The sequence below is a fragment of the Zoogloea sp. genome, assembly GCF_023150065.1.
Taxonomy (GTDB): domain Bacteria; phylum Pseudomonadota; class Gammaproteobacteria; order Burkholderiales; family Rhodocyclaceae; genus Zoogloea.
In genome coordinates, this window is record NZ_JAKLLN010000181.1 from 1 (window position 1) to 579 (window position 579).

At 69.8% G+C, this 579-nt stretch carries 1 protein-coding gene and 1 pseudogene; one reads left to right on the forward strand and one right to left on the reverse strand.

The genetic code is table 11. The features are described 5' to 3' along the window. Positions 1–342: pseudogene (locus L6Q67_RS24155) on the reverse strand (hypothetical protein); the annotation flags it as partial. Positions 343–438: 96 nt separating this feature from the next. Between L6Q67_RS24155 and L6Q67_RS24160 the strand changes: the two are divergent. Then, the coding region (locus L6Q67_RS24160) for a chlorhexidine efflux transporter (protein WP_296576249.1) at positions 439–579 on the forward strand (141 nt) is incomplete at its 3' end.

Here is a 579-nt window from a genome sequence, read left to right on the forward strand (position 1 = left end):
GCTGTCGGGCGACGCAATGCGCTGCCGGTAATCCGCAAAATCGAAGCGCATCCACTGGCCATTGGGCGAGAAGTTGAACTCCCGGTAGCCCTCGGCACACGCCTCGGCGACGAACAGCTCGAAGCAGGTGTGGGCCCACAGGCGCTCGGGCGGCAGCGGCGTGGCCGGGTCGGGCACGCGCAGCGCCGCCATGTCGCCAGCGAGGCGGTAGCGGATGAGCACCCCCTCGGGGCCGGCGGCCAGCGTCACCGCGATGCCGCTCACCGCGCCGTCCGGCAGGGCCGGGTGGCAGACGAGGGATATCTGTTCGGGCGGTTCGGTCGGGAACACGGCGACGGGCATGGTGTCGGATCGAAAACGGGCGGCCCGGCAGTTTAGCCGGTCTCGCCCGGCACGTTAAACTCCGCAACCCTCTCAGTTTGTAATCCGCCCCGCCCCATGTCCGCCACCGCACCTGCCCTGCGCAGCCTGCCCGACCGCCTCCGCCAGATCGTCCTGTTTGAAGTGGGCGGGCTGCTGCTCATCACGCCGCCCTTCGTGTGGCTGTCCGGCGTGCCGCCGAAGGAATCCCTCACCCTG